This is a genomic window from Paenibacillus apiarius, from assembly GCF_017052585.1.
GTDB lineage: Bacteria > Bacillota > Bacilli > Paenibacillales > Paenibacillaceae > Paenibacillus_B > Paenibacillus_B apiarius.
The window spans coordinates 2,082,055-2,108,018 of record NZ_JAFFHZ010000001.1; the positions used below are offsets into that span (position 1 = coordinate 2,082,055).

A 25,964-nucleotide genomic window follows, 5' to 3' on the forward strand; every position below is an offset into this window, starting at 1 on the left:
CCATGCAGAGACGGCCGCTTAGCTTGAACAAGGCGAGCCGCCACTGCTGAGCACGTCAACACGCGCATCATTTTTCGGTCGATTCATTCTCACGCGGGACGAGGCCGTACATAATGACATCGGCAATGGCTTCCAATGCCTCAGGCAGCGCGATGTTCTGCTGCGCAAAAAAGCGTTGATCCAAAGTCGAATTCACTGCGTCCAGAATGACCTTCATAATAAAGGCCACATTTTGCTTGCGAATCGTCCCTGCTTCCATCCCTTGTTCAATCAGAATGCGCAGCGTATCCCAATCATCCTTCAAAGCCTTGTCAATCTTCACCCATTGCTCCGGGTAGACGCGCTTCATCTGTTCCAAGATGCGAATATCGTATAGTTCAAAGTGATTCGGCAGAACGGTCATTACGGCTTTCATCTTATCCATTAAAGACAATGATTTGTCCTCGATAATCTCGTTCGTCTTCGCGTCGCCCTCTTCAAGCGTCTGCTCGATGATCGTGTCGAGCACTTCCGCCTTCGAAGAAAAATGCTCGTACAGCGTGCGCTTGCTAATGCCGAGTCTCCGCGCCAAATCGTCCATCGTAAACTTGATGCCTTTGTCCTGAAGCTCTTCCATAAATGCCTTCATAATACGTTCGCGCATGGATATGGGTACCACCTCCAACACAGCCGACATTATAATTCGCGATAAAAAACTAATGAAACTATAATAGTTTTTCTAGTAATTATATGATGTATTATAGCTTATGATGAGCCTTTTCGGCAAGCTGCAAAATTAGCGGGCACTTGTTTACCGATACATTGAGAGAAGCACGATACCGCTTCAAGCAAACGGCGCAGCCGAATCAAGCTTTCGGGTGCGCCGTTTGTCGTTCCTCACGTCGTATAGTTCCCCAGTCTTCTGCTCAGACCTGACGGGAAAATCGCTTTTTTATCGTTTATTCTTGATGCCGCTGCAAGAACTCGACCATCGCGCGATACACGCGCATTTCATTTGCCTTCTTGGAGAAGCCGTGCCCCTCGTCATCCAGTACCATGTATTCAACGTCGCGGCCCTTGTCCTTGAGCGCCTGGACGATCTGATCCGACTCCGCCTTGACGACGCGCGGGTCGTTCGCCCCTTGAATGACGAGCATCGGGTTGGTCATGCCGTCCAAGTACGTAATCGGCGAATCGTAAATAAAGCGCTCCTTGTCCCGCTCCGGATCGCCGACCCAGCGCTCCATCAGCGGCTTCCAATGATCCGGCACGGAATGATAGAACGTGAACAAGTTGCTCACGCCGAATATATCGACCGCCGCCCGGAAATAGTCGGCATGCCGGCCATGAAGCAGCAGCGTCATGTATCCGCCGTAGCTGCCGCCGACGACGAACAGGCGCTCCTTGCTCGAGATGCCCTGCTCGAACAGCCAATCCATCGCGGCGACGCAATCGAGGCGCGGCCCTTCGCCCCAGTCGCATTCCACCATCTTCGTGAAGGCGCTGCCGTACCCGGTGCTGCCGCGGAAGTTCGGCGCGAATACGTGGTAGCCTTGCGCCAGGAAATATTGGAACATGCTGCGGAATTGCTTGCGCTCTGCCGCCTGAGGTCCGCCGTGCGGCCAAAATATCGTATAGCCGTTCGCCTGCCCCTCCTTCGCCCGGAAGAGAAGCGCCTCTATCTCCATGCCGTCATAAGAACGGTACGTCACGACGACCGGCTCGACGAGCTGCTCTTGGGCAAGCCCCGTAACCACGTTGCGCGTAAGCGTCTTCCACTCTCCTTGCTCATACTTATAAATATTCGCCGGAGAAGATGCGCTCCGTCCCAGTACATACACATTGCCGGAACGTGCGGCCTGCAGTTGATCAACGACTGCCACCGGAAGCGGCAGTTGCGTGGACTGCCTGGAATCGTAGTGAATGAGATATAAGCGGTCCTCCACTCCTTTTTCCGTAACGAGATACAAGCTCCGGTTCTGCTTATTCCATTTCAGAATCTTGGCGCTCTCTTGCTGAATTCGGCACACTTCTGAAAATTGGCGTGTTGGTATATGATATTGCGCGACATACGCGTAATCCGCATCATAATCCGTCAGAAATACAATCGTATAGTCATCGATGAACGACGCATCGCCGGAAAGGTGAACGGCATCGGCCGACGGGGTCAGGCACAGATCCTCCGTTTCCGTACGCGCGTAGCTCACGCGGTATGTATTGCCATAAGATTTGGCATACACGAAGCGCTGGCCGTTCGGGCTGATGTCGTCGAGATCGGTCAATGTGTCGGTCCCCTCGAGAATCAGCTCGTCTTCCTGCGTTAGCAGGTTATAGCAGCGGCTGTTCAAGAAGTTCGGATTGCCGCGGCTTGTCGAATAATACAAGCGCTCTCCGTCTTCGGATAGACGAACGAAGAACATCTTATCGTTCTCATCCGCTGCGATGAGCGCCAGCGGAGCGCCGCCGGATGGGGGAAGCGCATGGATATGATAGTTCTCGTTCCCGTCATGATCGAATCCGGTCAAAATATAACGTTTCTCCGGATCAATGGCGATAAAGTCGCTCGCTTGATTGCAATAGGTGATCGGGTACGGAAAAAGGGCATCCCCATTTAGATCGACTGCCCACAGGTTGAAATGCCCGTTCATGTTGCTGCTGAACACGATGCGGCTTTCATCCGCGCTTACTGCAAACTGCCGAATCACGTACGTCTGGAAATATTGCTCTACATCCGGCTTTGGAAAGCGTATCATATCAGTTCCTCCTTTGCGCCAAAACGGTTGTCGGAATGAGAGTTCATCCCAAAGTTTGGCATTCTATGCTTTTCATCATAGCTTGGAATTGACTGCGCTGTAAAGTGATGACCTGATGCGTAAAAAGCCGCAGCAACCGCATTGCAGTTACTGCGGCCCGTAAAAAATAGCATCATTTATCGGCCGGTCTATTATGATATCCGTTCTCTTCGTACGGCTGCAACTTATTTAACCACTGTTCTTCCAGCTTTTTCAGTTGAGCCGCATATTTCTTGCGATCTTCATCGCTGGCGACGTACTCTTCATCCGGCTTCACTTCTTCCAACAGGTGGAACTCGAAGCTGTCTTCCCCGTCCCGTTTCCAATCTTCACTAAGCCTCTTATTCACATGTGTGCCCATATTGAGCATAAAGTAGAGTCCGTTGCGTTTCCCATTCACATCCATGGCGCTCGCTATGAACCATTTTCCGCTTTGTTTATGCTTCAAGCCATACACGCCCATCAGCCGGTGGGAATGAGCGTACATGTTGCCTGCCTGCTTTCTCTCTTCTGCATTCATTATATTGCACCTCTTTCATTTCTATTACACGGACTGCAACGCGTTTTTACTTCATTACCCAATACGCGCTGCCGTCGGGAAGGCGATCCATAAATCCGTACTCGATCAAATATCGGCGCAGCGTGACGTATTCCTCGTCATGTGCGGTCTTCAGAATCTCATTCACTTCCTTCTCCGTATACTGCTTCTGCGCATCGAACCGCTGCATCAAGTGAGTCAGAATGACGATTTTGCGCTTCTCCTTCTTCGGAAATTCGGAGATCGGCCCATCCAATCCTTCCGTGAAGTATTGGTCCAAAATTTTTGCCCGCTCCTCCTCCGTGACCGCATATCGCTCGTCGACCATCGTGGCTGTCCGGTGCGCATGCACGAACTTCGGCCGCTGATCTGATTTTGATTCGGCCAGCTCCATCAACGCCAGGAACAGCTTCGCCTGCTTCATCTTCTCGCGCAGCGTGAAGCGGTGATTCCGAATTGTGGAGGCGCTGCCCCCGCCCATCAGCTTCAAAATCTCGTTGTCGCTCCGGTCCTCATGGAAATGGAGCAGCAGCTCCTTTTGCAGATCGGTTAACCCGGTCAGCTTCTTATCCAGCGTGAGTAAATAATGGAGCATGGACGTATGCCGCTCGGCAATGTGCAGCTCCGTATATTTTTTCGCTTCATACAACACGTTCCCATGTTGATAAACGACACCATTCGTGAACCGTTCTCCGCATACGAGGCAGGCGTACTCTTCAGCTTGCGCATCATATATATATCCCTTCTTCAATTCATCGATTGATGCGCTCCAAAACAGATCCAATACCGTTTTATTCATAAACAATCATCCTTATTGTTTGTTTAATATATAAACATTATATGTTAATGTTTGTTATTATGCAATACCACATTTAGTATGCTTCGACTATATCGACAATTGTTCCTATATAAAACGAATAAAAAAACGGAATCCAAACCCCTGCGGGTTCAGATTCCGTTCTGCGCGCGGCAGCCTGTACAGCCATCGCAATATAATAGAAGCAGCCAGCCATGTTGTTTTGTGCCCGATCGCCTGAATCATCCGCATCAATGCGCCGGAAAAAACACCATTTGAATAGCGAAAATGACGCCGAACACATATAGAATGGGGTGAACTTCCTTGCCCTTGCCGCTGAACAGCTTCATAAGCGGGTATGTAATGAAGCCAATCGCAATGCCGGTCGCGATGCTGGAAGTGAGCGGCATGCTGATCAAGATGGCAAACGCCGGGAACGCTTCATCGAATTGCTTCCATTGAATGCGCGCCAACCCGTCCATCATGAAGCAGCCGACGATGATGAGCACCGGAGCCGTAATGGCCGGCAGCGACGAAATGCCTTCAATAATCGGCGAGAAAAATAGCGACAGGAAGAACAATCCCGCCACGACTGCCGAGGTCAGCCCGGTCCGTCCCCCTGCGGCGACGCCGGCAGTGGATTCCACATAGGCGCTTGATGGAGTCGTGCCCATTAAAGACCCCGCCGTCGTCGCCAGCGCGTCGGCCATCAACGCCTGCTTCGCGCGCGGGAACGTATTGCCCTTCATCAGACCTGCCTGCTCGGCAACGCCGATCATGGTCCCCGTCGTATCGAAAATCGTCACGAGCAGGAACGCGAATACAACCGTATACAATCCATGCGTAAAGACGCCCGCAATATCCAAATCAAATAATACCGGAGCCGCAGGCCAAGACACGAAGCCTTTGAAGTCCATCATTCCCATGAAATAACCAATAACCGCTGTGGCGGCCATGCCGATAAATAAAGCGCCATGCACCTTGCGGGCCATTAGTATCAATGTAATGAACAAACCTGCCAAGGTCAGCATCGTGACCGGCTGCCGCAAATCGCCGAACGCAACCATCGTTGATTCATTCGCCACGACGATGCCGGATGATTTGAGCCCGATAAAGGCGATAAACAAGCCAATCCCTGCCGTAATCCCGAACTTGAGCGATGCCGGGATCGATTCAATCAATGTTTCGCGCAGCTTGGTGAACGTCAGCAGCAAGAAAATAATCCCTGCCAAGAACACGGTGCCGAACACGACTTGATAGCTCACGCCCTGGGAAGCGACGACCGACGCAAAATAAGCGTTCATGCCCATGCCGGGAGCAACCGCGATCGGGTGATTCGCGAACAATGCCATATATAACGTGCCGATGAAGGCCGAAATCACCGTTGCCGTGAACACCTGTTGAAACGGAACGCCCGCGCTCGACAAAATTGCGGGATTGACCACGACAATGTATACCATGGTCAGGAACGTCGTAATGCCCGCCGTGACCTCAGTACGCGCGTTCGTGCCGTTTTCCTTCAATTTAAACCATTTTTCCATGACAATCATGCTGCCCCTTTCACACCATATTCATAGCATATGGCAGAAAATTGGAAGCTTCGCCTCGGCGAAAGCCACCTTACGTATCCTAGTCGAAAGCCGATTTTTTGTCAATGATGTTGTCGATTTATTCGCTTTTAGGTCAATTAATTACCCGGGAAATCAAATTTTTACGATATTTATGTCGATTATGCGAACAATATCGCGTATTTGCGCAGTACATCCTCTCCATATAGTATACCTTTGCGAACCAGAAGCTCATTCATGCCTTTCTCCATCCTTTTCGCCTCAACATTAACTTGCTTCCGCCCTTCATTCGGAATCTTCACCCGTCTAAGTGCTCCATTCACCTTCCGTATCGCTCCTTTCATAGAAAATAGAAGGACAGGAGCAACTTGGCGGGGTTATGATGGATTCATCGAGAAAGTTAAAAACACCAACTTCATAGGGAGAGATGATACATTGAATTTATCATTCGCAATTTGGAAAAGACGTACGGTTCAAGTGCTGCTGGCATCTGTTATTTCATTGGGCGCCATGCTGTCATGGGGTCCGGCTGTATATGGGGAAGCTGCGCCTGAAAAGAGCGCTTCGGCAGCTTCCGTAAGCGGCACGACCTCCACCGATTTCAGACAACAGTGGGAGAACTGGATTCGGGAGAATGCTTACGCCCTCGATACGATTCAACCCGTGAAGACGACAGACGGACAAATACAGAAAGACAGCTTCGCCGATTTGGATATGTTGAAGCCTATACTGATGGACAAGCAAATCGTTTATTTGGGAGAAAGCTCGCATGGCGTTGCCGAATTCAATTCAGCCAAGGCGCGGCTCATTCAATTTTTACACGAAGAAATGGGATTCAATGTCGTAGCCTTCGAATCTCCGCTCGGGAATGCGGCATCCGCATTCGGCAACGTGAAGACGACGACGCCGGAAGAGACGCTGAAGAAATCGATTTTCCCGCAATGGTGGACGGAAGAGACGCTGCCATTGTTTCAATACATAAAGGAGACGCAAACGACGGAGAAGCCAGTGCAAGTGGCAGGCATCGACATGCAGCCGATGGGACCGATCCTGGCTGGCGAATGGATGGGCGACGAGGATCTCGCGACTCGTTATATCGAAACAGAGCAGTCGCTGTGGAAGTGGATGAGCGAGGAAGATATGGCATCTTACACGAAAGTAAAGCCAGAAATGCTGAAGCTGTACAAGGATGTCAAGGCGAAGGTCGCCGAACGCGAGTCGCAGCTTGCGAAGCTGTACCCGGACAACCCGCATTTTATTGCCATGGCGAACCGGATGCTGGACGACCGTATCCGCATCGTGGACGAATACATTGAACTGAGCATTACAGCGAATCAAGCGGCGAAGACCGGGGATTATGCAGCAATGACGAAGATGATGGAGTGGCGTGACCAATCGATGGCGGACAACCTCCTGTGGCTGGCAACGGAAATCTATCCAATGGAGCGAATCGTCGTCTGGGGCCACAACGCGCATATCAGCAAGGCAGAATCAAAAATGAAGCAATCGTTCCTGCCCGTTTCAGGCCGCTTCATGGGTGAAATCATGCAGGAGACGATGTTCGGCCCTTACAGCTATACGATTGGATTGTATATGGGGGGCGGAACGAACGCGGATAACCTAGGCGAGTCGATGGAAGTGCAGCCGCTGCCGATAGATTCGGTGGAAGCGATTATGAAAGCCGCGAATCGTCCGTACTCATTCGTGGATATGCGATACCACGACATCACCCCGGGCAACTCATGGATGGCCGAGCCGCGTTCCGCGCTCTACTTCGGCTTGCTGCCGGAAGTATTCGTGCCGCGCGAGCAGTATGACGGCATCCTGTACATCGACAACGTGAAGTCGCCTACTTTTCTGAAGTAAAAATGGAAGTGGATAAAAAGGAAAACTTTTTCATCAAATGGGGAGGGCACATCATTGAACTCATATAAAAGGAATTGGAAACGCCGGGGAACGTCCTTGTTCCTTGCATCGATCATGACGTTCGGCACCCTGCTGTCATTCGGTGCGACGGCGCACGGGCAAACCGCATCGGAGAAGGGATCAGCAGCCGATACGACACTGGCGGCAGCCTCGCCCGAACGGGCACGAACAAGCACGGAAACGCGCCAGGAGTGGAAAGAATGGATGCGGCAGAACGCTATTGCGCTGGACTCCATTCAGCCGGAGACGACGAAGGACACGGTTGTGCCGGCGGAACGGTTTACAGACTTGGAAGCTTTAAAGCCGCTGCTGCAGGATAAGCGAATCGTATATTTGGGCGAAAGCTCGCATGGCGCAGCGGAATATAATTCGGCCAAAACCCGCCTGATTCAATACTTGCATCAAGAGCTTGGCTTCAATGTGATTGCATTCGAGACGAATTTGGGCAATGCCGCCTCGGCATACGGCAGCATGACGACGAGAGAGCCGATCGCCACGATGAAGGATTCCATTTTCCGCATTTGGCGGGTGCAGGAGAATGTGCCGTTGTTCCAATATATGAAGGATACGCAGAAGACGAACACGCCGTTGGCGCTTGCCGGCTTCGACATGCAGCCGCAAGGGCAGCTCATCTCCGGAGAGTGGATGGGCGATGAGAAGCTTGCCAAGCGCTTCCAAGAAGCAGAGTTAGAGTTGGATAAGTGGCAGCAGTCCGAAGATGTCGAGGCTTACCGCCAAGCGAAGCCGAAGCTGCTGGACGTGTACAAGCAGGTGCGCCAGCTCTTGCCGAAGCGCGCGGAAGCGTTGCGCAGCCAATATCCGGACAATCCGCACATTGTGAAGCTAACGGAACGGGCTTTGGACAACCGGATTGAAGTGGTCGATCAATATATGGAAATCTCGATTCCCTCCACCTCGTTCCTGAATGGGAAATCGGCTGATTACATGACCATTATCCGTTCTTCGGAGTACCGTGATCGCATGATGGCAGACAATCTGATCTGGCTGGCCACGAACGTATATCCGAACGATAAGATTATCGTATGGGCACATAACGGCCATATTTCCAAGGCCTATTCCAAAGAGATGAACTCGCTCCCGCGCCGCCATATGGGCGAGCTGATGCAGAGCACCAAGTTCAAGGACGAGAGCTACGTCATCGGCCTGTTCATGGGCGGAGGCACAAACGCGCACGTCGCCGGGGGATTCTCCGATGTGCTGCCTCCGATGGCGCATTCCGTGGAAGAAGTGATGAAGAGCGCAGGCCATCCTTACACTTTCGTCGACATGCGCTATCAATCGCGCGTCCCGGGCAACACTTGGATGACGCAGCCGAACATTTCGTATTACGACGGCGTCATGCCGGTCAGCAGCATCCCGTTGGAGCAATTCGACGGCATGCTCCTCATCGATAAGGTCCATTCACCGGATTATTTGAAATAATCCGCATCATTCAAAAAGGCTGCACCTTCAAGCAGGCAATCTGCTTGAGCGTGCAGCCTTTCTCCATTTACAAATAAGAAACCGTGGAACCGCAATACTCGCAAGTCACGGTCGTTCCTGGCGGCACGCTGTTCTGTGCGCCGCAGCCAGAGCAGGCAATCATTTTCGGAAGCCGGAACGGCGGGGCGCTAACGGCTGCCTCGGCCGCAGCCTGGCGCGCTGACTGCCCCCGGTCTTCTTCCCGCTCGTCTTTATTCCAATCCCCATCTTCCTCCCTATCCGATAGAAGCGGATTGTGCATGAATTCCATAAATGCCGCTTGCTGCAACGCATCTTGTTCCGCCGCTTTTTTGTTAAGCTTCCCGCCCGCCCGATACATCAACGCGCCGGGAGTAAAGACCAGAACCAAAAATAATAGGAATAATTCCAGTTTATCTTTCTGCGTAGACCAATATAATGTTATCACCATCACTACTATCCCGAACAAGAACAGGAATATCCCGCCGAATACGCGCAGCACATTGCCGAGACTGAATGCTTTTCGCCGCACGACGATCCCCTGCTGACGCATTGCTTTGATTGCATCCGCTTTTCTCTTCCTGTTCTCCCCAGCCTTGAACAACAATACTCCGGGAACGCTTATTGCAAACACGGATAATAGAACTGTCCCGATCTTATATGCGCCATCAAATGAATGGAGCCGCAATATGGGCAGGCTGCCTGCACCTTTTTTCCTCCTCACCCTATTTCAAAATGGTCAATTGCTCATTGCGAAGCCGGATCGCATTCGACAAATCCTGAATCATGCCGCGCAATTCCTCTGCAGAATAAAGCGTATGCCGCTCCCGCACGGCCGAGCGCACGCCAGCTTCCAGCCGGTTGGCTTTCTCCATCAGCTGCGCCTCCTCCAGCACCATGGCAGGAAGAGATACCGGATCGCTATATTTGACTTGCTCCTCCAGCTTGCGCAGCAGTTCCAGCATCGTCTCACGTTCCGCATGCTCCCAGCCCTCCAGCTCCAGCCGCGCTCCATGCACGACGAGCTGCAGCTGCTTCATCGACTGCAGGCGCATCCGCTCGTCCGTTACCAAGCGCCCAACGAACACTTTAGAGAGGCCCAACAACAGCGCAATCACGAGCGCCACCGCAAACGTAAGTAACTGAATCCAGAGATACGCTTGCGCAGATACGTCTAAAATGATCCAAAATAAAACGATATGTATCAATACGGCCAAATCATAGAAAAACAGCACGGTGCCTAAGGACAAATACGCCGGAACGGCAGCCTTGAACTCAGGTCCGCCCTTAAGCAGCTTGAAAGAGAACAGATAACTAAGCAATTCCGCCAATACGAGTGAACCTAGCGACAACCACCAGGAAAGGTCGCGGGTATCGATTTCACTGAAAGTAAAAAACAAAGCAACCGTGACAGTTAATATCGTCAGAAAAATCGCCGTCGTGATCCAATTGTACTGCGTGTCTTGTTTCAAAGTGGCCCCTCCCTTCTACGTGAGCTTGTTGCCGCATTCCACGCAAAATTTTTGCCCCGGCTGCACTTCGAGGTTGCACTGGCTGCACGTCAATGCCGTCTCGCCGCCGCAATGCGGACAGAACTTGACCTTGTCCGGCACAGCTTCGCCGCAATGGCGGCACGGAACAGGCATGGCTTGCCCGCATTCCGCGCAATGGGTCCGATCCGGCTGATTGTCGGCGCCGCATTGCGGGCACGGATTATATGGATCGCCGCAATTCGGGCAGAACTTGGTATGGCACGGCATCCTTTCACCGCACGCTTGGCACTTCACCTCTGCTGGCTGCCCGGGAGCATCCGATGCTGCGAGCGATGTGCCGCAGCCCGTGCAGAAAGCGGCATCCTGCTGGTTTTTCCGGTGACACTTGGAACAGACCTTATCGTAAGCTTCAACCTGAAGCTTATCGGCCAGCCGCGACACCGCGCCTCCGATTGCGCCGCCAACGCCGTATCCCATGCTGAGCCCAATCCCGGCCCCCATCAGATCCGATTGGATGCCGCCCTCATTCTTCGCCACCTGCCCGAGCGTATCGAACGTGCGCTCCTGTTGGTAGGTGAATCCGATGATATCCATCTCCGCCCTCTTCGCAAGCGCTTCCCGCAGACGTATCGTGGCCGGGTCATCCTCCGGCGTATTGACGGAATCAACGTAGAAATTGAGCAATCGAATGCCGTACTCCTCGAATGCAGGTGCCACCCGTTCTTGAATATGCTTTGAAATGTCAGATATGTATGCATTGATTTCTAAGATGCTAATTTTTCGATGCACGAAATAGGAAGAAATAAGCTCGTGAATGTTCATCATCAACACGCCGCGGAAATATTCCGTAAGCGTCTCTTGATTGAACACCGGCAGCGTTCCGACGAGCTTGCCCAGAAATTTGCAGGCGTCATCGATTTGAATGCCGAATTGGCCGAAGGAGCGCACCTTGACAAACAGTTGATACTTCGGGTCCTGCAGCTGAAGGGGAGAGCGCGTGCCCCACTTCACATTGAGCGAATGGAGCTTATTGACATACCATACCTCCGCCGTGAAGGGCGAATCCCCGCCAAAAGGCAGATTGACGATATGATTGAGAATCGGAATATTGGCCGTACTTAGCGTATGCCTGCCGGCTGTGAACCGATCGAACGCCTGCCCGCCTTTATATAAAATCGCTTCCTGCGATTCATTAACAATAAGCTGCGTCCACGTTCCGAGCTCATGGTTCGGATATTTCCACGCGAACACATCAGGTGAACCGTCATATTTGATAACATCAATGATTGCCATGCCCGATTAGACCTCCGTCACAAAAATGTATTATGGAGCAACACGCCCCTCTATGAGTTCATCCATTACTTTTATACTACGAAGAAGGAAGCAAAAAGCATCCGCGATGCGCCCGCATTCCTAATCTCTTGCATTTCGGCGCCCGTTTCTATTATAAATGACAGCCGCATCGGAACCCATCCTAATACTGGAAAACATAAAAATAGTTCAAAACAACTATCTTCATTTTTTTCCAATACTATGATAATACATCAAACCCCCGCTCGTTTTCATACAAATAAGTTACAGTTTTCTAATAGAAATCATATAAAAAAAGACTTACCTCCCTCGCGGATGAAAGGAAGGAATAAGCCTTTACACGTTTTCACGCACCCAATTACTAAGATTCATCTGAGCTTGGCCACACATTAACATCTTCAGCGTCCAGAACCGCTTCAATCTCATCGCCTTTGTACACGGCCATATACCCCCGGGGCAGCGCCAGCACTTGCAGCAGAGACGGCCGAAGGTGCAGCAGCTGATATATATAATATGCCTCTAAGTCTTCATCTTTGACTGCCCCATCAACCGGCCCAATATACCAGCCTGAATCTCCATCCCCGCCATTTTGAGTCCGTTCGAGATATACGCGTTCTGTATCCATTACACCTTTGGCAGCAATGATTTTGTCTTGGAACACTGCCGCTTCTCCTTCAAGCCGCAGCCTTTGCAGACAGTAGTTCTGCTGCAATTGCACAAACAGCGAGGCAGTCAGATCGTCGGTTTTATCCACGAATGGATTTTTGTCATACGCAGGCGCCATAACGGCAACATCTTCACCACGCTGGGACAGATAAAGAATGGTCCAACCCACCTGAATGTTCGCACCGTCTTTTAAATGCCCTTTCTCCTGCTCCAACTCCTCGAATATTTGCAGGAGCGAATCCGCTGCCACGGCTAATTCCTCTTTGCATGTGACATGAAATGTCCGCGTGCCTATCCTTTTTGACCTCACAATCATGGTTATATTCTCCTTTTCGGATGCATATGGGTTGATTCAGAGAGATGGTTATGTAATTGCATTTAGATTTATTCTGCAAATATCTCGTAAGACCTTTAAGTTTCAATTTTTTGGTGAAGCCAAGGCCCGACACTTTTTATCGTAATTACGACAATTTGCAACGTGTACTTCAATGATTTCTTTTGCCACCACGGTTGATATCGCAAATAAAGATAAGCGTTACCTAGTGCCAAATTCCAATTGTATACATGTCCTTTGTGACGTATGGCAGGTTTAATATCAAACCAATCTCGAAACAATAGTGCGAGCTGATTGTAAAAGTGGAGCGTCACTCCTTGATACTCAACGGAAACTTTATCAATGGAAAGTTGTACGTTATTCATGCGTTACCCCCACAGGCAAAACTTTTGACGGATTTGCCGGTTGTATATAATAGATGAGGGAGTCGATGGCCAGCCTCTCACACATGACCTTCCCGTTGATATAAAACATTCAGTTGTTTCCTGACAATCTTTATGGTCGGCTTACCCTACTCGAAAGTTGCGACCGTCTTCCTTTCACCCTATCAATCGTCCTATGTATGTACATTATGGCAGTTATATTTGAAAAAACCGCAAGAAAGCGAAGATAACAAAAAACAGGTCAATCATGGTAGTATCTGACCATAATTGACCTGTTCAATGTAACGGGATATCGGTATTTTGGTTATAAAATAACAGCATTTGATGTGCGTACAACCGAAATGGATAAATCTTTATACGGGTATTACATGGGTTAAGTCTACTTGGACTTAGCCGCCTGACTTATTCGGCACTGGGTAGTCCTACCAAATGACCTTGTTAATATATAGCCTATTCTGTAGACTTCACTCTTGCATACGTTATGAATGAATCTTCACAAGAAAATCTTCAAGAACTTTTTTTACTGGTGTACTTGCTTTTGACATTAAATCATCTATTCGAGGCAGTATAGATGGATTGGCTAATATTAATTGCTTACTTTCCAGACTGATAAAACTTCTTAAAGTATCAATGCAAACCTCAAAAAGCTCCTCATCCTCAGTATCAAGCAATGACAATAGAATCTTTAGCTCGTACATGTTGCAGTTGTTATCCATACAATAGGCTAGTTTTTTCTGCCATGCTAATGGTTTTATAAGAACGCTCTTTGATAGCTCCTCCCAATCCATTGGACTGAACTCTGAAAGTATCTCACTTGCAATTTTACAACCATCATCATACCAAGAATCCACTGATGATTCGGCTAATAAAAGATTATCCAATTTTTTGTACATTTTCATTTCATCACCTAACTTTTTATATTACTTACTAAAAACCTGCCGGACGAGCACCATTCACAGTGCCTGTAGGATAAGCGCTAGTTACATTATCAACAATTTTAAGTACATCAATCTCTACACCATCTATGATTGCTCTATGCCAAGTTGCCCCATCCCTTAATCTAGTTGATATCGCAGGTTTATTTCCGACTTTGGTAATGCCCTCAAGAATTTTCTCATCACTCCATGAATCTGGAAACAGCGTACTCTTTTTAAGTTTAGAGATGTTACCGTCTGAGAATTGTTTGGTGAATTGGACATTTTTCGTTCCATCTGCATTTGTTGAAAAGACTTCCACCGCAAAATCATCATTCGCGTTATTAATAGCAGGGGAATGCCCTCCTATAACTTCATTCTTTGGATATTTTCTTTGACCTTCTAATATCTTGGCTTCCATCTCTGAACTAATTACAGTCTTAGATGGTGTTACAACTTCACCCATCCCCTATGTTGTAAAGCTAAACTATTGAAAAGTAACAGTGGCTGCTAGGTACCAACAATACCACCAGTTAGCTTGCTTGTTTCTCCACTTGATCGGGGAGACGGAACGCTGTCTTGTTCTTCATCATGCCGTAAATGATGTTGACTAAACGCCGCATCACACATACCAAGGCTTGCGTAGGCGTTTTTCCTTCCTCTTTCTTGCGGTTGAAGTATTCGTAAAATAGTGGATTTCGTGGCTTTTTACTTCCTTTTGAAACCTGTACTTGCTGAACAGCCAGGTTGTAAAACAGTCCGTGCAGCACCCGATTTCCCTGTCTGCTTTTCAAATTGACATGCTTGCCGCCCGAACCCACTTTCACTGGAGCAATCCCGGCAAAACGAGCCAGTTTATCTGCGCTGGCAAACCGATGAATGTCGCCTATTTCCGCTACCATTGCTGAGAACGTGACCAAATCTATGCCCGGCATCGTCTCCAGTTGATAGTCCAGCAGATTCATCATTCTATGTAATTCGCCTTCCACTCTGGCGATTTCCTTCTTGTTGAACCTTATGTCGCGAACATGGCTCCGAATCAGGAAGTCACGCTGCTCCTGATACGTTCGGGTCGTGTCACCATCCGCTTCTATCCACTCTAGCAATTGCCCTGCCTTCCGGGTGGAACAGGCGTTGTTACTGGTTAATCGTAGAAAATGAGTCAGCGACTCTACCGTTTTGCCATTAAGCAAATAAGGAGACGGGTACTTATGCCAAAATGCCAGCGCACATTTTCCATCCAGCTCGCTAAAGAACTTTTTGTAACTCGGATAGTGGTAACTGAGTTGCATATGCAGTTGGTTTTTAAGAGAGGTCAATGCCTTAATCAAGCCATTCCTTCTCGTCACCAGTTGACCAATCGTCCAGTATACGTCTTGTGGGTTTGCGTCCGGTAATATGTCTAGCTTGTTCAGCAGGATTTTCGCTACACATTCCGCATCCCAACTATCGCTCTTTTGCACAATGGGATTGCTCTTGCGTTCCGCATACGACAGGGCGGAGTTGACCTCCTTCACCTGTTGTTTCTGCTCCAGCAAGTATACTGCCAGCGATCGACCATAGCCGCCTACATCCTCTAACCCATAAATCGGCGTAATGCCGCGTTTCTTGAACTGCTTCACAAAGGCAATCAGTTCAGGGAATGCCGATGGCTTGTTTTCAAACGTAACCTCACCTAATTTCTCATGCCAGCAATTGACCACAACTGCCGTATGGGTCTTCTTGTGTAGGTCAATACCAATATAAATATGCTTCGCTTTGTAGTGCATGTCATCCTTCCTTTTACCCATCAAGTACAATGCTTTGTGAAAACATGTCGGCAACCTCAGTTCAAGCGTTAGCTGCTTACACAGACCGCAACGGGATGCTAGCCTGTCCATGCTCCCTTCTGCATCGTCTGATGGATATATATCAAATTTTCCCTGCTTTTTTTAAGTGCAGCGGCAAAAAAGTTTCAGGTTGTTCATGCTGTCCAGTGTGCCGCTTGCCTTTATTGTTGCGCAGTATACGATATTTCCCAAAATCTGCACAACCCTTATTTTTGTTGTCGTGTTCAGCCGAGGAGCTATCGTATACTGTATTTGTTACTGCCATTTGTAATGGTCGCTCTTGAACTTGTGGTTTCTGCTGCCCAAGCAATACCCCACATAGTTCTTCTAATAGCGGCTCCCATGCTTCCCTTGCTAACTCGTTGAAATCTACTTGAGACGAGGGAGCAAGGGTTTCTTTTACCTTCTTGCGTATATACGGCGTTACTTCCTCTATATCTGCCCCATCTCTTAACCTTTGCGCCTGTTCTGCTCGCTTCTTTGGAAGGCTGTCCCAGTCCGTAACTACTGCTGCAAAGTATTGCTTGTTTTGCTCGGGTGGATGATGCAGCAATTCTGCTAATGGTATTCTCTTCTCTGGCTTGTAAACGATCTCGATTCGTGTCAACTCGTGGTCAATCACTATGTCCTGATTCTCCAGCAACTCAAACTGCTTGTTATATATCTTACAATGACCATTCGTCTTCCGTTGATGCTTCTCCCCGAAATAACGTGTCCCTTTGTATCCCGTCATTTTTCTGCTTCTGTATATCCCTGAGCTTGCCGTTCTCCCGAATCAGTGCCGCGACATTCATTTGGACTTTCGTGATGGCATCTTCAATCGCTCTGATTTCAGCAGGATCAGGGCTATCCTTCTGTTCCTCTTGCCGGATGCGCCATAACATGCGCCTAATACGTAATGCTGAAAGTCGATATTCGCTATCTACCTGTACATTCGGGTCAGTTGAAACCTGCTGGTACAGTTCCCGTTCTGCCTCGGTTAGCGTATCCATCCAGATCGTTTCGTACAGTCCGTGCTTCAAGGCATTTTTGTTACCCTTGAGCTTTGCCGGGTCTTTCGGCCCCGTTGATTTACCTCCGTGCAAGCGGCATCGACCATTCGCTAATGCCCTTCTCTTGCAAGGTTTGCCGTTCCTTGTCTTTGCTCCGCATTGGCTTTTTTCCATCTTTTTCACCCCTAACCTCATTTCATGGGGTTCGTTTCCCTGACCGTGGGGAGGGCATCTTGCCTCCAAGCTGTTTATCTATCCGTTTTCACTACATGCTTCCGTATGCTTATTCATTCGGTTTCAACAATCAAGCTCTGCTAATTGCTTTTCTCTACTCTCTGCTCTCTGCTTCTGATGTAATTGAAATGCCTCAAGCTGTTCTGTTTGAGCAATGAATGTCAGGCAATCAAAGGCCATCCGTGTTAGCTCTGCTTCCATTTGGCTTTCTTGAAGGAGTTGCTCCCATAGGAATTCTTCATGCTTCGTCATTGTGCTACTTCCTCCTGTGACTTTCGTATTTGGTTGCTCTCGTGGTTTCGTATCTGCTGCGGTAAAATGTCCTTGGTCGTACGTTTGAATCGGTGCTCAGCCTATGAGCGTTGGGCTGCTTATGCTATGCTTTGGATTGCTGTGCCTTGCGTTCCCAGTATCTGCGCTCGTACTCTCTTTGCTTCTCTTTGTTTTCAGGTTTTTGCCGCCATTTCCGTCTGTACTCTCTTTCGTAATGTCGGCGTGCTTCTAATGCTTCCGGGCTTAGTTTCAACATATCACTATTCCTCTCTCTGCTTACATTCTGCCTGTAGCGTTGCTAATCGTTTCACGTACTGCGCCTTGAACAACCGCTCTCAATTCTTCTGTTGAGCCTACACCATCAACTTCAATGACTTCGCTATCTTCTACAATCTCAATCACGAAGTTGCTGCTATCTTTGCTGGCCTGCATCGCATAGGCTCCCTTCTCCGTAATCAGTTCAATTTGTTTGCCTGTTCCCTTGTATCGCTGTAACAGAGCTTTCATCATGTCATGATCGGGTTGTGGTATACGGTTACTCATCTGCCTTAGCCTCCAGTTCTGCAAGCTGAGCCTCTTTTTCAGCCAGTATCTTACTTGTTTGTTCCAACCGCTCCTCTGCATCCTGAACCATTTCCGCCGCCGTTACCTTTGCATCTTCAAGTTCTTGTTGCTACCGATCTAGAACTGTCCTGTTATACTGCACAAGTTTCCTGCATTCGGACGCTTCTCGCTCTAACCTGTCTATGAGTTGAAGTGCTTGCTGGCGCGGCAGTCCATCTTTCTGATCTGCTACTGCATCCAAATGCTCCGCACGTTTCAACAACTGCTGAATCTTTTCGCTAACCTGAAAATCTGTGCACTCTGATTGCTGTAACTTTTTCGCCTGTTCGCGTAATTCCCTTGCTTGCTGACAGTAACTACGAATTTCATCCATAAGCTGCTCACATGCTGCTTGTGCCTGTACAATCAATGCTGCCTGTTTTACTTCCTGTTCTCGTTGTGCCATATCATTCAGCTCCTCGGTTTAATTTCTGCATACAAAAAAGCTCATTCCTACTCATGGTTCAAGTGGGAAAGAGCTTTAGAAAGTTTATAAAGTATGTTTATCAAGTCTTTAAGTGTTTGGTTTGTTGATTGTATTGTACGACCTTGTAACTAAGATGTAAACCCAAGATTTTTAATCACCAATCTCCTCTTTCAAAATCATCATTATCTAGTTCTTTAACATATACCGATATCCACAATACTGTATGTTCAACAGGGTCAGTTTCAATAAATACTCCTTTGGGGCTAACATAGACTTCTTCAAAATCATCGTATTCAAAACTTGGCTCTATTTGGAGCACATCATCAATATGCATCCCAATATGAATCTTATCAAATAATAATCCTTTGTAACCTCTCGACGCCGTTATTTTAAAGAGTTTCCCATTCATCAAATTAAACCACAAATCTACAGAATCTTTAATTTCAAATCTTACAAAGAATTTCACTAACAACGATGACTTTTCATCCAACTTATCAATTAAATCGTAGTAATGACTTATATGACTATAAAGTTTAACTCCTCCAAGTCCGACCCATGGTATAATTGGCGAATTATTGTCAATCACTCTATTCCCTCCCTGTAAATATAATAGTTGCAGTTTCTGCACCGTCTGTTTTATAAACCTTCTCAGAACCATCGACAATCTTAATAATCCCCTGGTCACTTGTGCTTATTTTAACGTATGGACTATCCCCGTGCCTTCCTCCACCAGGTGAAACCTGCACTTGCGTTATGTTTTTCTCACTTCCAGTATTTTGAATTTTGATAATTTTTGCACCTGATCTTGATTTTTTAGAAGCCTGAACTGTGACTTCGTATCCTGCATCCTCTAACATCTTTGCAATTTCTTCGGCTGATTTGTCACTGAAAACCTTTGGATTTGACTTGAATGTTTCAATTGACGCCCGACCATTCTCAAACACAGCTTTTGGCGTCCCCTTATTCGAACTCTTCTCACTCTTCCCGCTGTTCCCTTTTCCGCCACTGCCGCTCTTTAATTTAACTACCTTGCCGATTCCCTTGTCCGTTATCCCCGAGACGATTGAATTGCCTACACCTTTGGCTATCCCGTTCCAGTCTTCGGTATCTATCATATGTTGAATTCTTCGACCATCGGCTTCTGCCTCTGCAACCAGTTCATCCCATGCCTTCTCAGGATTGCTTACCCATTTCCATGCTTCTGCGGCGGTGTCAGTTACCACATTCGTTGTGACCCCGATGGGGTCGTTAAGGACGGCCTTTGCCGTATCCAGTGTCGACTTGACCGCTTCGGTACTTCCAGCCCATGCCCCTTTCGCCACATCTAGCGTTTTATCCAGAGCCGTAGGCTGATATACGACTTCACCTTTTTTCAAAGGGCACATATATCCGTTGCCCATTGAACATGATTATCGTTTTATAACGCATCCGGTTCTTTATCTGCTGTGTCATTTCTTTTTACGATTTTGTGCGTGCTCGTATTTAGAACCATTCCTAATGGCTTGGACAGTACATTTTGAGCAAAAAAAGCTTACTCCTACTCATATTTCAAGTGGAATAAGCCTTCTATGTTTATCAAGTTGGTCAAAAGTGTTTGGTTTGTTTGTTGGTTGTATTGTATGATCTTCTTGTTAGGATTGTAAACGCGATAATAAGAACCGTATTGGATCACATCTGACCTATAAAGCAACTAATTTAAGTATCCTCCTTTTTTAGTAATATTTTATTTGCAGGAAGAAGAAAATCACTATTTCTGGATCGATCTCCGATTAATTTGTTGAACAAGCATGTTTCACAATATTCATATAAATCTATGCCCTCGGCATCTGTAAGTATTCTAAGGTGATCACTTGTACATTGTGGGCAAACTATGTTTGATGTAAAAGTAATTAAATCTTTAATAAGATTAGAGATCCTTCTCAAAACCTCCAAATGGGACCTTGGGGCTCTATGAATGTAATTATTTACGATTGATTCAAAATTGTCTCCTGATGAACCTATTACAAACATTTCTGGATCGACTTTGGTTATAAATTTGAAGAATAACTTTTCACTTTCTGAGAATTTATATTTCTGATTTTGACGATCATCGTTTAATAACATACCGACAGAATTCCCATATTTTGTTACTAACTCGATCAAACTACATAAAAAAGCTAACTGATTAGTATTCTTGATTTCTAAAAATAAAACCTTCGACCTCTTCGATTGGCTATATATCAAGATAGTATCTGTAATTTTAAAAATTCATCACTTCCTTGGTTTCTTTTCTCTTCAGAAAAATCCCCGTTGTTGAGAATAAATTAACGAACGAGTTAAGTCTTATATTCGTTAATAAGGAAAGGCCTCATCCCTGTAGGGATTTTCTCTTCTCTCAATTGGTCAAGGGTACGCTACGCCATTGCCCTTGACCCTAATGGCTCAGAGAAAGAAAACTCCAAATAGAGGATGAAACCTTTTTCATATACAGGCTGAGACCATCTACACAAAATCGTTGACAGACCCTCTAGTATAACTCTAATTGTTTCTTCTGACTTTCTGCAATTTGCCTAAACGGTTCAAATAAATCGTTAATTTTTTTAGTAAATGAAATTTCTGCTAATAAGCACTCATTTGAATTTATTTCATTTAGTATACTGTAAAAATCCTCATACTCATTTATTGATGATGCTGTTGATATATCATCTTCGTCACTTAATTTATCAATTAAATCACGTAGGCTTATTTTATTCTCTAGAAATTGGATATAGTAATAGCCAACTATTGCATCACTTGGTGAAGATTTGTTTTCTTCATAATAGCATTCTTCGAGCTTTTTATCACTTACCGCCGAACTCAATTCTTCTATATCTTTGGCTAACGAAACTTTATATATCCAATCTTCAACCTCGTTTTTCTTTAATATTTGTCTATCAGCCCACCCCTGCCAATCTGATTTAGAATAGTATCCGCTTACACAGGCTATATATAAAAAGTGCCCTATAGTCATTTAATACCTCCTTGGTGTCTCTGGATGCAATCCTGGGATGCCTTTTCCATGTTGAGCTGGGTCTGTAGCTGGGTTTGCATGATAATGAGGATTTGTATGTGTTGGAATATCTGGCCTTCCATGGTCTGTAAAATCATTATTACCTATCCTTCGTCCATACTTGTCAAATATTGTTTCTCTCATATATGTTTCACCAGTCTTTTCATTAATTTTTACATCCATGATGCTTCTCTCACCAGGAACAGTGTATAATCGTTGCCTTGTATTAATTTGTTTTCCTTCCATTACTTTATATACAAATTTCCCATTCTCTTTCACTTTTTGAATTGAACCAGCACCTTGTTTCCAGTATGCTTCATATCTAGCCGCTTCTGCAGATTCCATCATATCAACAAAGGTTTTTTTAGATTTACCCGACCCCTTATTCGAACTCTTCTCACTCTTCCCGCTGTTCCCTTTTCCGCCACTGCCGCTCTTTAATTTAACTACCTTGCCGATTCCCTTGTCCGTTATCCCCGAGACGATTGAATTGCCTACACCTTTGGCTATCCCGTTCCAGTCTTCGGTATCTATCATATGTTGAATTCTTCGACCATCGGCTTCTGCCTCTGCAACCAGTTCATCCCATGCCTTCTCAGGATTGCTTACCCATTTCCATGCTTCTGCGGCGGTGTCAGTTACCACATTCGTTGTGACCCCGATGGGGTCGTTAAGGACGGCCTTTGCCGTATCCAGTGTCGACTTGACCGCTTCGGTACCTCCAGCCCATGCCCCTTTCGCCACATCTAGCGTTTTATCCAGAGCCGTAGGCTGATATACGACCTCACCTTTTTTCAAGGGCACATATATCCGTTGCCCATTGAACATGATTATCGTTTTATAACGCATCCGGTTCTTTATCCGCTGTGTCATTTCTTCTTGCGAATGGTTACTCTGCATCTTCCGGGCAGCCGTAAGCACTTTGCCAATTAGGAAGTTCGTGCTTAGCCCTGTCCCTCCCGTTTGAGCCAAGCCGCTTCCGGTTGCTTGCATGCCCTTCGGCGCCAATTTCCCTCCTGTGGCGGTCAATCCCATATACGGCACGCTCGCAGCCAATGATAGTCCAGCTCGTGTATAATCGCCGCGGGCAGCCGATATTCCAGCGTTCGCCACACTAGCTGACTTTCCTACAACCGGTATCATCCCGACGACATCTAGCGCAAGCTGCACTCCATCAAGAAACTTATCCAAGAGGCCCTTCTTCGGCCCCTCCGCAGCTTCCCCATTTTCCCCGGACTCCGGTTCCAAGTCTTTCACGTAGACGGGCGCTTTTGTCAGTCCTTCGATGCGAAGGCTTGTCCCTTGGATATCCGTATCCCCATCCAGCACCATACTGCTGCTGCCGCACAGCAGATATACAGCCTCTCTCGCGTGAATATTCAGTTTCTTGTCGAGCCCGAGCTCCAAATCCCTCTCTGTATGAAACACGATTGCTTGTTTACTATGAATCTCAATGCCCTCATGTTCATCCAGTTTGACGAAGACATGGTTCTCTTTGGCGGTCAACATAAGGTCATTGCTTCCGAATTTCACTTCCTTGCCGAAGCTGGTTCCCCAATATTTTACGCCCGGGTTCGCCATCTTTGGTAAATCATGACCGCCTCTGCGAACGGAATTCAAAGCAACCGCTTCTTCCTCCTGGCTGCTCGGAAAATACACCTGCGCTGCATCACCCACCTGAGGCATCAGTAGAACCCGCTGTTTCCTTCCGCCGTGTATACGGAAGAGTAAGGGAACCAGCATGCTTCTTGCTTGGCTTGAACCGAGTCGATATTCAAATGTACCTGAACTTTATCTTTCGTGACATCAATGATTTTTCCTTCCAAAGACGCCCCGCAAATATCAGGATTGGTCATCGGATTCTGCCGGATGCCCGTTGCCGGGCGCAGAAGGTATTCATAAATGAAGGCCCCTTCGTTGAACCGGGCTATTGACTCCATCACGGTTAATTCCTTGTCTTTGAATACAATGCGGTCTCCGATGGAGTAGTACCGTTCAGTTTCGATGGAATAGCTTGTAACGTCCGTTTCCTGCAAAGCATCGTTATTGTGCCAGTCAATTAGCGTTCGCATGACGCTATAATGAGCATTCGTCATTGAATCGGCCTTCCCATCTGGCACGCCTATCCACAGCTTCGGAGAATCCGCCGCCGCTTCGGGGATGAGAACCGCTCCGAAGCGCGAAGCCATTCGTTTGAGAAACTGCCAATCCGTTTCCTGATACTGCAAGGTGAATTGGTTTAATGAGGTGTTGTCAAAGGCAAGATCAATACAGTCGGACCCTGGGTATTCGGAAAGGATATGATGGACAAGTTCGTGGCATAACATGTTACGATTCTGGAAGGAACGCGATTTCAGCTTGATATCCATACGGGAGGTATGAGATATTCCTTCCAATTCCAAATAGTAAATGCCCCTAACCGATTTAATGGCCATATCAGAGACTATACCGTGGAACAACGTTCTGACCGCATTACCTTCATCGATCTCTTGAATTTGAATCGTGTCCGAATCACTGGCCATATCTATGTATCTGTCTTTTTTCTCTTCCGGTATAATCGCTGTAAGATGCAGATGCGCATGCTCGTTTACCTTTTTTTCAATTTGAACGCTGCTGAGGGTCTGTATTTCGTAAGGTGACACTAGCCGGATGTGTTCATACCCGTTCAGCTTGCTTGCTGTGCTCACATAATCCCCCCTTCATTTGGGTGGTAAAGCAGTTCATAAATAGATACTTTACAGTCGCAGAAAAGAACTGAAATTCATTTGATATCCGTTCCAGAGGCTTCAGCCTTCTCACGGTATTCTTGCAACACTTGGTTGTAAGCTGTTTCCTCCATGTCTTGATAGCCGGTGAAGAATACTTTTTCGATCTGGCAATGATCAAACAGAAACGCTTGATTAGCATCAATATTCCCTTCTGGATATAAGCATGCAATATAATCCCACAGCTTTTCGTTGTCTCCCGTCTTTTGCAGCCTTCCGTAAATCATAATTCTTTTTTCTCCGCCCTTTAGCAGAACAACAGAACCGTTGGGCAGCAATCTCATCGTTTCATCACGCTCCAATCGATCCATATTAATCATTTAAGTGAAATTAGCCAGTATACCTATTACTCCAACCATCAACAATACAGCTACAACAATAAAGATACAGGCAAGTACTACTCTATGTTTATCGGGGTCATTTTTTGTTTTGATATATGCTCCAGCTAAAATACATACACCTGCTACTAAGATACAGAAAATGGCTATCATTTCCACTATCCACAATTTATCTGTCATCAAATTATAGTTTTTTAATATTTTATTTGTGCCCAATAAGATACCGCCTACACCCACGAGCACCATACCTAAAACAGCAACTTTTGGATAGCGGTTTGGTTCTTTTACAACAAGTCTTATTGTAATGAAGGCACAACTGAAAACCAGTATGACGAACAATGGCCACGGTAAATAGCTAAAACTCATCCCGTCCACCTCTCCTCATTTTCCAAACCATTTTTCCTTAAGATAGCTTACACCTGCACTTACTCCCACGCCCACAACAACACCTATCCCTATTACTCCTATAACAGGAGCTCCAAGTGCAGCAGCTCCTGCACCGACTGCTCCCGCCACAAACGTACCGCCAATAGATAAACTAGCAGCACCAACCAAATCACTGCCTTCATATTTCTGAAAGTCTTCATAAACGTCTAACCCAGTTGTTAAAACAGCAGCTGGACCTGCAAATTTAGATACTCCTTTAATCACACCTACGCCTCTTCTAAATCTAACACTCTCAAATTCAGCAGCCGGCCCAAGCCCCGGAGCTTTTGTTACATAATGGGTTCGGTCACTGATTTTATCGATTACTTGTTTTCCGGCTATAGCATCCGCAACTCCAATACCGGAGTTTTTTATAAGATCCTTTTTCAATTGCTCCTGCCAGGTTTGAGCCGCTTCTTGCTCGTTTATGTCTTCCAACAGAGAAGCTCCCTCTAGATTCTGTCCATCATCCTCAACTCGGATTTGCCCGCAATACATGCACATATTCGTTGAATCATTCAACAATGCCGGGAAATTCTCAACCGCCTTGTCTGACTTCCCGCCAATCCACGGCATGGTAACCATTGGCATACAAGGCATTCGCGTCAAGACGCCATTACTCGCTGCCGTCGCCGAACCAACAGCTGGATTCATTCGACTGCCGCAAGTTCCAAATGGCATAATATTGATGTTCGGGACGTAGTCCATCACATTCATGATGGGCTTGCCCTTCACGTACACGCCATGGCTCATCTGCATTTTCAGTCTGCTCTTCTGGGAACCGAAGCTGCAGCTCAGTATTGCCCCCGCAACGACATAGCTTTTTTTGTCGCCGCTGCCCGGCTGGGGTATATTCCCCATCATATCTTTTTCCGCACTCATCGCCGT

The 25,964-nt window shown here is 47.1% G+C and carries 28 protein-coding genes and 1 pseudogene; 2 read left to right on the forward strand and 27 right to left on the reverse strand.

What is annotated here, in order from left to right; genetic code table 11:
- Positions 1 to 67: 67 nt before the first annotated feature.
- From JSQ80_RS09490 to JSQ80_RS09515, 6 genes are all read right to left on the reverse strand, one after another.
- Positions 68 to 643, reverse strand: coding sequence for a TetR/AcrR family transcriptional regulator (locus JSQ80_RS09490; protein ID WP_087433832.1), 576 nt, complete (start codon positions 641 to 643; stop codon positions 68 to 70).
- A gap of 295 nt (positions 644 to 938) precedes the next feature.
- Positions 939 to 2,732 (reverse strand): S9 family peptidase, encoded by a 1,794-nt coding sequence (locus JSQ80_RS09495; protein WP_206095137.1) that lies wholly within the window; start codon positions 2,730 to 2,732, stop codon positions 939 to 941.
- Between the two features lie 172 nt (positions 2,733 to 2,904).
- The gene (locus JSQ80_RS09500; protein ID WP_206095138.1) at positions 2,905 to 3,291 is read right to left on the reverse strand and encodes a GIY-YIG nuclease family protein; all 387 of its coding nucleotides are present in this window, start codon (positions 3,289 to 3,291) and stop codon (positions 2,905 to 2,907) included.
- A 46-nt stretch (positions 3,292 to 3,337) separates the two neighbouring features.
- Positions 3,338 to 4,108: a DUF2087 domain-containing protein gene (locus JSQ80_RS09505; RefSeq protein ID WP_206095139.1), complete on the reverse strand. Its 771-nt coding sequence runs from the start codon at positions 4,106 to 4,108 to the stop codon at positions 3,338 to 3,340.
- Between the two features lie 248 nt (positions 4,109 to 4,356).
- Positions 4,357 to 5,646 carry an NCS2 family permease gene (locus JSQ80_RS09510; protein WP_176392840.1) on the reverse strand — a complete coding sequence of 430 codons (1,290 nt, stop codon included), beginning with the start codon at positions 5,644 to 5,646 and terminating at the stop codon, positions 4,357 to 4,359.
- Positions 5,647 to 5,834: 188 nt separating this feature from the next.
- On the reverse strand, positions 5,835 to 5,996 hold the full coding sequence (locus JSQ80_RS09515; RefSeq protein WP_176392839.1) for a hypothetical protein: 162 nt from the start codon (positions 5,994 to 5,996) through the stop codon (positions 5,835 to 5,837).
- 112 nt (positions 5,997 to 6,108) lie between these two features.
- On the opposite strand from JSQ80_RS09515, the gene JSQ80_RS09520 reads away from it, so the two are divergent.
- Together JSQ80_RS09520 and JSQ80_RS09525 are read left to right on the forward strand one after the other, a co-directional pair.
- Entirely contained in the window at positions 6,109 to 7,539 is a 1,431-nt protein-coding gene (locus JSQ80_RS09520; protein ID WP_206095140.1) for an erythromycin esterase family protein, read from the forward strand.
- A gap of 54 nt (positions 7,540 to 7,593) precedes the next feature.
- Positions 7,594 to 9,042 (forward strand): erythromycin esterase family protein, encoded by a 1,449-nt coding sequence (locus JSQ80_RS09525; protein WP_206095141.1) that lies wholly within the window; start codon positions 7,594 to 7,596, stop codon positions 9,040 to 9,042.
- Positions 9,043 to 9,109: 67 nt separating this feature from the next.
- Here JSQ80_RS09525 and JSQ80_RS09530 read toward each other — a convergent pair whose 3' ends face one another.
- The 21 genes and pseudogenes from JSQ80_RS09530 to JSQ80_RS28995 all read right to left on the reverse strand — a co-directional run.
- Positions 9,110 to 9,592 carry a hypothetical protein gene (locus JSQ80_RS09530; protein ID WP_206095142.1) on the reverse strand — a complete coding sequence of 161 codons (483 nt, stop codon included), beginning with the start codon at positions 9,590 to 9,592 and terminating at the stop codon, positions 9,110 to 9,112.
- Between the two features lie 193 nt (positions 9,593 to 9,785).
- Complete coding sequence (locus JSQ80_RS09535; protein ID WP_206095143.1) at positions 9,786 to 10,532, reverse strand: hypothetical protein; 747 nt, start codon at positions 10,530 to 10,532, stop codon at positions 9,786 to 9,788.
- 15 nt (positions 10,533 to 10,547) lie between these two features.
- On the reverse strand, positions 10,548 to 11,846 hold the full coding sequence (locus tag JSQ80_RS09540; RefSeq protein ID WP_206095144.1) for an SPFH domain-containing protein: 1,299 nt from the start codon (positions 11,844 to 11,846) through the stop codon (positions 10,548 to 10,550).
- A 379-nt stretch (positions 11,847 to 12,225) separates the two neighbouring features.
- Positions 12,226 to 12,846, reverse strand: coding sequence for an immunity protein Imm33 domain-containing protein (locus JSQ80_RS09545; RefSeq protein ID WP_206095145.1), 621 nt, complete (start codon positions 12,844 to 12,846; stop codon positions 12,226 to 12,228).
- Between the two features lie 95 nt (positions 12,847 to 12,941).
- Positions 12,942 to 13,229, reverse strand: coding sequence for a hypothetical protein (locus tag JSQ80_RS09550; RefSeq protein ID WP_206095146.1), 288 nt, complete (start codon positions 13,227 to 13,229; stop codon positions 12,942 to 12,944).
- 497 nt (positions 13,230 to 13,726) lie between these two features.
- The gene (locus JSQ80_RS09555) at positions 13,727 to 14,140 is read right to left on the reverse strand and encodes a hypothetical protein (RefSeq protein WP_206095147.1); all 414 of its coding nucleotides are present in this window, start codon (positions 14,138 to 14,140) and stop codon (positions 13,727 to 13,729) included.
- 34 nt (positions 14,141 to 14,174) lie between these two features.
- Positions 14,175 to 14,627: an EndoU domain-containing protein gene (locus tag JSQ80_RS09560; RefSeq protein ID WP_206095148.1), complete on the reverse strand. Its 453-nt coding sequence runs from the start codon at positions 14,625 to 14,627 to the stop codon at positions 14,175 to 14,177.
- 67 nt (positions 14,628 to 14,694) lie between these two features.
- Positions 14,695 to 15,930, reverse strand: coding sequence for an IS110 family RNA-guided transposase (locus JSQ80_RS09565; protein WP_206095149.1), 1,236 nt, complete (start codon positions 15,928 to 15,930; stop codon positions 14,695 to 14,697).
- A 142-nt stretch (positions 15,931 to 16,072) separates the two neighbouring features.
- Positions 16,073 to 16,612, reverse strand: a complete 540-nt coding sequence (locus JSQ80_RS09570) for a hypothetical protein (RefSeq protein WP_206095150.1) — start codon at positions 16,610 to 16,612, stop codon at positions 16,073 to 16,075.
- 43 nt (positions 16,613 to 16,655) lie between these two features.
- Positions 16,656 to 17,156 carry an HGGxSTG domain-containing protein gene (locus tag JSQ80_RS09575; RefSeq protein WP_206095151.1) on the reverse strand — a complete coding sequence of 167 codons (501 nt, stop codon included), beginning with the start codon at positions 17,154 to 17,156 and terminating at the stop codon, positions 16,656 to 16,658.
- A gap of 123 nt (positions 17,157 to 17,279) precedes the next feature.
- Positions 17,280 to 17,468 carry a hypothetical protein gene (locus JSQ80_RS09580; protein ID WP_206095152.1) on the reverse strand — a complete coding sequence of 63 codons (189 nt, stop codon included), beginning with the start codon at positions 17,466 to 17,468 and terminating at the stop codon, positions 17,280 to 17,282.
- Between the two features lie 297 nt (positions 17,469 to 17,765).
- Positions 17,766 to 18,032, reverse strand: a complete 267-nt coding sequence (locus JSQ80_RS09585) for a hypothetical protein (protein ID WP_206095153.1) — start codon at positions 18,030 to 18,032, stop codon at positions 17,766 to 17,768.
- A gap of 130 nt (positions 18,033 to 18,162) precedes the next feature.
- Positions 18,163 to 18,498, reverse strand: a complete 336-nt coding sequence (locus tag JSQ80_RS09590) for a hypothetical protein (protein ID WP_240463606.1) — start codon at positions 18,496 to 18,498, stop codon at positions 18,163 to 18,165.
- A 175-nt stretch (positions 18,499 to 18,673) separates the two neighbouring features.
- Complete coding sequence (locus tag JSQ80_RS09595) at positions 18,674 to 19,105, reverse strand: hypothetical protein (protein ID WP_206095154.1); 432 nt, start codon at positions 19,103 to 19,105, stop codon at positions 18,674 to 18,676.
- Between the two features lies 1 nt (position 19,106).
- Entirely contained in the window at positions 19,107 to 19,895 is a 789-nt protein-coding gene (locus tag JSQ80_RS09600) for a hypothetical protein (protein WP_206095155.1), read from the reverse strand.
- Between the two features lie 1,130 nt (positions 19,896 to 21,025).
- Positions 21,026 to 21,508 carry a hypothetical protein gene (locus JSQ80_RS09605; protein ID WP_087434644.1) on the reverse strand — a complete coding sequence of 161 codons (483 nt, stop codon included), beginning with the start codon at positions 21,506 to 21,508 and terminating at the stop codon, positions 21,026 to 21,028.
- Positions 21,509 to 23,233 carry a hypothetical protein gene (locus tag JSQ80_RS09610; protein WP_206095156.1) on the reverse strand — a complete coding sequence of 575 codons (1,725 nt, stop codon included), beginning with the start codon at positions 23,231 to 23,233 and terminating at the stop codon, positions 21,509 to 21,511.
- On the reverse strand, positions 23,233 to 24,234 hold the full coding sequence (locus JSQ80_RS09615; RefSeq protein WP_206095157.1) for a contractile injection system protein, VgrG/Pvc8 family: 1,002 nt from the start codon (positions 24,232 to 24,234) through the stop codon (positions 23,233 to 23,235). Before JSQ80_RS09615 ends, JSQ80_RS09610 begins: the two co-directional genes overlap by 1 nt.
- Before the next feature lie 74 nt (positions 24,235 to 24,308).
- Positions 24,309 to 24,596, reverse strand: coding sequence for a DUF4176 domain-containing protein (locus tag JSQ80_RS09620; protein WP_206095158.1), 288 nt, complete (start codon positions 24,594 to 24,596; stop codon positions 24,309 to 24,311).
- A 36-nt stretch (positions 24,597 to 24,632) separates the two neighbouring features.
- Positions 24,633 to 25,016: a hypothetical protein gene (locus JSQ80_RS09625; protein ID WP_206095159.1), complete on the reverse strand. Its 384-nt coding sequence runs from the start codon at positions 25,014 to 25,016 to the stop codon at positions 24,633 to 24,635.
- Between the two features lie 510 nt (positions 25,017 to 25,526).
- A pseudogene (locus tag JSQ80_RS28995) lies at positions 25,527 to 25,940 on the reverse strand (DUF4280 domain-containing protein); the annotation flags it as partial.
- Positions 25,941 to 25,964 lie beyond the last annotated feature (24 nt).